The 6,704-nt window shown below is 70.1% G+C and carries 5 protein-coding genes; 1 reads left to right on the forward strand and 4 read right to left on the reverse strand.

What is annotated here, in order from left to right:
* Positions 1–7: 7 nt before the first annotated feature.
* The 4 genes from ACGFNF_RS25180 to ACGFNF_RS25195 all read right to left on the reverse strand — a co-directional run bounded on the left by ACGFNF_RS25180 (position 8) and on the right by ACGFNF_RS25195 (position 5,095).
* Positions 8–949 carry a hypothetical protein gene (locus ACGFNF_RS25180; RefSeq protein WP_357580922.1) on the reverse strand — a complete coding sequence of 314 codons (942 nt, stop codon included), beginning with the start codon at positions 947–949 and terminating at the stop codon, positions 8–10.
* 95 nt (positions 950–1,044) lie between these two features.
* On the reverse strand, positions 1,045–2,100 hold the full coding sequence (locus ACGFNF_RS25185; RefSeq protein WP_357580954.1) for an enediyne biosynthesis protein: 1,056 nt from the start codon (positions 2,098–2,100) through the stop codon (positions 1,045–1,047).
* Positions 2,097–4,004 carry a CRTAC1 family protein gene (locus ACGFNF_RS25190; protein ID WP_357580955.1) on the reverse strand — a complete coding sequence of 636 codons (1,908 nt, stop codon included), beginning with the start codon at positions 4,002–4,004 and terminating at the stop codon, positions 2,097–2,099. Before ACGFNF_RS25190 ends, ACGFNF_RS25185 begins: the two co-directional genes overlap by 4 nt.
* 413 nt (positions 4,005–4,417) lie before the next feature.
* Positions 4,418–5,095 carry a MerR family transcriptional regulator gene (locus ACGFNF_RS25195; RefSeq protein WP_357580953.1) on the reverse strand — a complete coding sequence of 226 codons (678 nt, stop codon included), beginning with the start codon at positions 5,093–5,095 and terminating at the stop codon, positions 4,418–4,420.
* Between the two features lie 459 nt (positions 5,096–5,554).
* Here ACGFNF_RS25195 and ACGFNF_RS25200 point away from each other — a divergent pair, with 459 nt between their 5' ends.
* Complete coding sequence (locus ACGFNF_RS25200) at positions 5,555–6,331, forward strand: helix-turn-helix domain-containing protein (protein ID WP_393171152.1); 777 nt, start codon at positions 5,555–5,557, stop codon at positions 6,329–6,331.
* Positions 6,332–6,704 lie beyond the last annotated feature (373 nt).

Raw genomic sequence — 6,704 nt, forward strand, 5'->3', positions numbered from 1 at the left:
GCGCCGCTCAGTTGTACGGCATCGTCGGGAACCAGCCCACCCCGAAGATCGCGGGCACGCGCAGGTCCCAGTACACGACGGTGAAGACGCCCAGCGCGACCAGCAGCGCGCCGGTCACGGTCGCGGCGCGCCGCGGCGACGCCATCCAGGCGAGGAACCGGCCCCGGCTGGCCAGGATCAGGACCGCGAAGAGCGCCGCGACGATCAGCACGTTGCCCAGCGACTGGAGGGCGAAGGCGAGCGCGCCGTACGCCGGGTTGCCGGTGTCGACGGCCCAGTGGAACAGCTTGTTGAACAGCGGGTACGGCCGGCCGACCAGGAACCCCCCGACCAGGGCGCCCATGACGACCACCCGCGCCACCGGCCGGCGCGCGAAGACGTCGGGCAGCAGGCCGAGGGCCGCCAGCCCGAGATAGGTCAGCGCGAGGCCGATCAGGCCGAAGACCACCGACGACTGGATCAGGCGTACGGGCATCCCGCCGACGGTGTCGGTGGACAGCTGCGGCAGCCGCTCGCCGAGGAGCACCCCGAGCGCGCCGTAGGTCGCCGACACCGCCAGCATGCCGACCGTCAACCAGGCGACGGGCCGCAGCAGCGACCGTACGCCGTGGCGGTGCCCGGCCGCGCCGGCCTGGCTCATCGGGCCGACCGAGGCCGCCATCGCGATGTTGCAGGCGGTGAAGGTCCCGGCGAAGCCGGACACGAAGGCGAACAGCAGCCCCGCCGCGGTGCCGGTGATGGCGGTGCCCTTCGCGTCGTGGCCCAGCAGGGTGTCGGCGACGGTGTCACCGATCACCGAGTCCACCAGCTCGAACGACCAGAGCACGGCGAGCAGCACGCCCGCCGCGGCGCTGATCACCGCCGTCCGTCCGGGGCGCGCCACCCGCCGGGGTACGGATTCCGGCGGCACACCTCGCGGTGGGGCCTTCGGGCTGTGGTGCACGCTCATCGCCTCGCTCTCCTCTCTGCATGCGGGTCGGTCGGAACGAGGTCCGTCGCCGGCGCGCCCACCCGGGGCCGCGCCGGCGACGGACCGCCCGTGCGTCAGGTGACGGCGGGCCGCACCTCCGGCGTGTTCGCACGCCGGGAGCGGTCACGCAGCCAGATGCCCCACCAGAGCAGGCCCCGGGCGAGACAGACGATCGTCACGGCGAAGAAGAGCGTGTAGACGACGTTGAAGGCGATCAGCACGCCGTACACGCCGGCGACGCTCGCGCCGAACATGAACTGGGCCCGGCCCGAGGTGGGTGTCGTGCCCGGGTCGGTGATCATGTAGTTGGTGAACAGCACGAACGCGACACCGGTGATCGGTAGCAGGGCCGCCCAGAGCGCGACGTCCCAGATGAAGTGCCGCACGAGCGCCTGGATGACGAAGCCGCCGACCCAGCCCACGACCAGCGGGATCTTCTTGGTGAGCACCCCGTTGAGCACGGTGCCGGCCGTCAGGATGACCAGCGGCACGAGGATCCGGATCATGTCCGGCACGTCCTCGGTGAAGTGGTACGGCGGGGCGATGTTGACCCAGGAGAACGCCACCAGGGTCACCGTGATGCCGAAGTTCGACGGGTTCATGAAGTGCCGCATGCGGCCCCTGATCGGCGCCAGGAAGATCGCCTTCTGACCGATGGAGACGACCACCGCGAAGGCGATGGGCCAGAAGTTGTCGTTGGCGTAGAGCAGCATGTTCGCGGCGAGCGCGGTGATGTGGGTGGGCAGCAGGAACGTGTACATCCCCCAGGCGCCGTTGCCGAAGAAGGCGGGGCGGCGCTTGTTCGCCCGTGCGGTGACCAGCTCGACCACGATCTCGGTGGCGTAGCCGATGGCCAGGGCGAAGAAGGGCCAGGTCCAGGGCTGTTCGAAGCCGAGCACCGTGTAGCCGAGGATGTTGAAGATGCTCATGGAGAGGGCGAAGTTGCGCAGGGCCAGGTAGCGGGGGTCGCGCCGGTCGATGCGCGGGGGCGCCCCGGTCGTGGCCGCCACCGCCGCGTTGCGGTCGAAGGTGACGGTCGGCGCCGGGCCGACCGGGGCGTCGGCGACCGCGGTGCCTCCCACCCCCCGCACGTCACTGCCGGTACGGGCGCTGTCTCGGACGTCGGTCATTTCGGCATCTCCTGGGCTTTGTCCGTGAGCATGATCGTGTGCCAGCCCGCGGCGAGGTCGAGGGTCTGCTTGTGCACGGCACCGTTGAGGTCGCGCCAGGCGATCTCCGCCGAGACCGGCTTGGCGCCGGCGTCGCCGAGACCGAAGAAGACGTCGAAGCTGCGCTTGCCCGAGTGACCGCTGCCGCCGTCGAGCTGGGCGACGCGGGTACGACCGTCCGCGGTCTTCACCCGGACCTGGGCCCCGTACGCGGGCGTGCCGCGGCCGTCCTCACCGGGGCGGCACAGGCGCAGGCCGAGGAAGTTGCCGCTGCCCGGCTTGTCGTTGCGGTAGTAGGACGGGGCGCCCCACTGGCGGGCCACCGCGAAGTCCTGGCCCCCGTCGCCGTTGGTGTCGGCGACGGCCACTCCCCGGCTCGGGGTGCTGTCGGTCATGCCGAGCTCGGCGCTGATGTTCGCGTAGCGCCCGTTCTTCTCCCGTACCCAGAACGCGAACGGCTCGGAGCCGGCGATGTCGTCGCCCGGCTCGGCCTTGGGCCACATGGCCGGGTTGCGGAGCATGAGGTCGTTGCTCATGGCCAGTTCCTGCAACCAGGACCAACGGTTGATCTTGCCCTTGACGAACCCGGCGGTCTGGACCACCGACATCTCGCCGCTGTTGTCGAAGTCCGCGATCTTGGCGTCCCAGCCCCAGCCGACCCAGGCCATGTTGAGCTCGGCGGCCTTGTTGTCGAAGACGGCCTTGCCCTCGCTCAACCGCTTGCGGGCGTCGGCCAGGCTCGACGAGTTGTTGCGCCAGACGAAGTTGCTCTCCTCCAGGCCCCAGGAGGTGGTGATGTTGCTGACGAACATGTCGAACTTGCCGGTGCCGCCGAGGTCGCCGAACTCGATGGACATGCCCTTGAACGAGTCGTGGCCGACCACCATGGACTTCGGGGTGAGCGCGCCGCGGCGGCCCTCCGCCATCGCGAAGCGGATCTGTCCCGGCGTGGAGACGTTGTGGAAGAAGCGGTCCCGGCCGAAGTCGTTGGCGAGGTACAGCTCCGGCAGCAGGTCGCCGTCGATGTCGGCGGAACCGGCGCCGAGGGTCCAGCCCGTGGCGTACTGCGGCGGGATGGCGGACTGCTCGACGTACGTGGCGGTCGGCTTGTCGCCGCTGGTGGCGGCGGTCCAGCGCAGCACGTGCGCCCCGCCGGCGTTCTGCGCGCGGGACAGCGAGTGGTTCATCTCGACGTTCGGCTGGCCGGCCGGGTCGAGCACCTGGCTGTCGGGGAAGTAGTTGAAGACGCCGATGTCCGGCCGGCCGTCGCCGTCGAAGTCCGCGACGGCGACCGCGTTGGTGTTCCAGAACTTGCCCTGGTACTCGCCGCTGGAGGAGGCGGACGGCTTACCGACCAGCTCGGTGGGGTGGAAGGTCGCCTTGGTCAGCGGCCCTGTGGCGGAGGCGCGGTGCAGGAACAGCACCGGCGTGCGGCCCCAGTAGTAGGCCAGCAGGTCGGTGCGGCCGTCGCCGTTGAAGTCGCCGGGCACGCAGCCCATCGGCGCCATCGACTTGTGGGTGGGCAGGGGCGCGGGGTCCAGCACGAAGGGCGCGTACCGGGCGGGCCCGTCGGGCGACGGCGTGACGATGATGCTGTCGCTGCGGGTGTCGACCAGGCAGAGGTCGTTGGCGATCATGTCGCCGTCGAGGTCGTTGGCCGCGACGGCGGCGCCGACCGACGACACCCAGGCGCGGATGTGCTCGTACTCGGGATTGACCGGTCGCACGGAGCGCTCGGGCAGGCCGGGCGGCAGCGCGATCGGCAGCTCGGTGAAGCCGAACCGCGACGCCAGCGTCTGACGCTCCTCGGCCGACGCGCTGGGCAGCCGGGCGACGGCGAAGAACGCGGCCACGAGGACCAGCACGAAGACAGCGGGAATGATTCGGCGGATGGCGCCGACGGGTTGGGATGGCAAGGGGTTCCCCTCCAGATTGGGCCACCACCCGTGCCGTGCAGCGGCTGATCTCGCCGTGCGGCCGGGTCTGGCGACGGGCAGTGTCATCGACCGAGAAATGGAGTGAATTGTCCCGGCGACAATTTTTTCGCTGTCATCCATCGGCAGTTCATTGCCGCAGGAACAGGGCATTCACTCACGTGGGGCGCTACGGCGTACGTGGCCGGCGCTGCCCATTCTCAGCCGATCGAGGCATGGCGTGCGGTCCCTTCACGATGCCTGGTGAACCGGCCGCGAAAGTCGCCGCCGGCCCACTTATGGTCGCGGGAGCACGGCTTGAGTTCTTCTCAAAAGTTGCTCAGTGGCCGAGGAGGGCACACACGTTACCGGCCGGTTGGATCCGGCATCTCACCCGTTCCAGGCCCGCACTCAACCGCATTCAGCGGGAATCGCAGGGCGGCATGGTGCTCGTGCGCCATGCGGCGCAGGGCGGACAGGGCGACCCCGAACAGGACGCTGCGCACGATCGCGGGACCCTTCCCGGTGCCGCCGTCGCCGGCGAGCAGGTCGAGTTCCGCGACGACGAGTTGCTCGGCGGCGCGGGCGTAGGAGAGGAAGAAGGGGGCGTCGGCCTCGCAGCCGAGGCTGCGCAGCCCGGCCAGCACCTGCGCCAGCACCTCGCCGCCGGAGGCACTGGTCTCGCGGGACCAGCCGAGCGTGTCGGCGAACTCGGCCACCTCCGTGCGTGCGCAGTCCACGGCGGCCCTGCCCAGCGTCTCCGATCCGTCGAGGTAGAGGGCGCGGTCCAGCACCTGGTACGCGTCGCGCAGGCTGACCTCGTCGTCGTCGATGGCCGCCAGGATCTCCCGGACCGAGGAGAGGTCGAGCCCGGCGATCCCGCTCAGGGTCCGGATCAGTCGGATCCGGCGCAGGTGCCGCTCGCTGTAGTCCGCCTGGTTGCGACCGGTGGGCAGGCCCGCCGGAAGCAGTCCCTCACGCAGATAGAACTTGATCGTCGGGACCGACACGCCACTCTGTCGACTGAGCTCCGAGATACGCACGCGTCCTCCGCCCTGGCGAACGTTTGGGCAATCTTGCCATAGAGATCGATCGCTAGCCATTGATCGATGCTCATCCACGGCGGATCGGACACGCCGGCGGCGAGGGCGCCGGGGAGCTTGATCGCCACGCATCGGAACGCGCCGCCGATGTCCGAAAAATTACGCTAAGGATTGATAGGAGGCGGCGCGGATACTGGCGAGTTCCACAATACGAAGAGCAATCTTAGCGATCTTCATCCGGAACGTACAGTGGCACGTGCCAATTCTGGGCAAGAATTGATAAGCCCCCCCTCGTCACTCCGCGCTACTCTCCGAACGCAGAACGTGTTGACCGGCCGTCCGGCCTCGGCTAGCATCGACTGCGGTTAGCGGGGAATAGTGGCGGTCGATGCTCCCAAATGACTCGGCCCAATTCGCCACATCCACACATTGGGATTGTCCGCAATCCGGGGGAGACAAATGCACGACAGCGCAGAGCAGGCAGTGGAACGAGCGATCGACACGATGCGCAGCAATTTATCGGAGCAGTTGACGGTGGACGACATGGCACGCGCAGCCATGTTCAGCAAGTTCCACTTCACGCGGATCTTCCAGCGGGTCACCGGCATCTCGCCCGGTCGCTTCCTGTCCGCGATCCGCCTGCAGGAGGCCAAGCGGCTGCTCACCACGACCAGGCTCAACGTCACGGACATCAGCCTCCGGGTGGGCTACAACAGCGTCGGCACGTTCAGCACCAGGTTCACCAAGAGCGTCGGCCTGCCACCCACCACGTACCGGCGGATGGGCGGTTTCACCCCGCGCATCCCCACCCAACGCCCGTCGGGCCAGACGCAGGGCACCATCACCGGGCAGGTCACCGCCCCCGCCCGCGGGCCGGTGCCCGGGCTCATCTTCATGGGGCTGTTCCAGCACCGCATCCCCGAGGGCCCGCCGGCACGCTGCGCCATCATGGAGTCGCCGGGCGTCTACCGCTTCGTGAACGTGCCCGACGGCACCTGGTACCTGCTGTGCCACTCCGTCTCCGGCGACGTGCTCCGGCTCCAGCAGGACAGCATGATGGTGTCCGCGGTGGGTCCGCTGGTCGTCCGCGGCCGGCAGACCCTGACCGCGGACGCACACCTCAAGGAGGTGTCCAAGATAGACCCACCGGTGCTCCTGGCCCTGCTCGACAGCCGGAAGGCAGCGAGCGAACGCCAGGCCCAGGGGGAGAACCGGGCCGAGGTGTACGCGGCCTGACCCGCCCCCGGCGGAGCACCGCGTACCCCTCGGGCGGCGCTCCCCACCGCCGCGTCACCCGCGGTCGGCCACGAGGCACCCCGGCCGCCGGCGCCCGCAACGGCGTCGGCGGCCGGGGTGCCGCCATGTCCGCCGACAGGCCGCCCCGTGCACGTCACCGTGTCACGCCCCGTTCGCGCCGCTCTCCCGCGTCACGCCCCCGATCACGCCGCTCCCCCGTGGCCCGCCCCCCGATCACGCCGCCCCCCGTGTCACGCCCCCGTTCGCGTCACGCCCCCGATCGCGCCGCCCCCCGCGTCACGCCGGCGCTCGCGTCACACCGGCGCGGAGCCGGCGTGCGGCCCGGGGGGGGGGGGCCCCCCGCGCGGCCGCC

Origin of the sequence: Micromonospora sp. NPDC048868 (assembly GCF_043198195.1) — a bacterium.
In the GTDB taxonomy this organism is placed as follows: Bacteria; Actinomycetota; Actinomycetes; order Mycobacteriales; family Micromonosporaceae; genus Micromonospora; species Micromonospora reichwaldensis.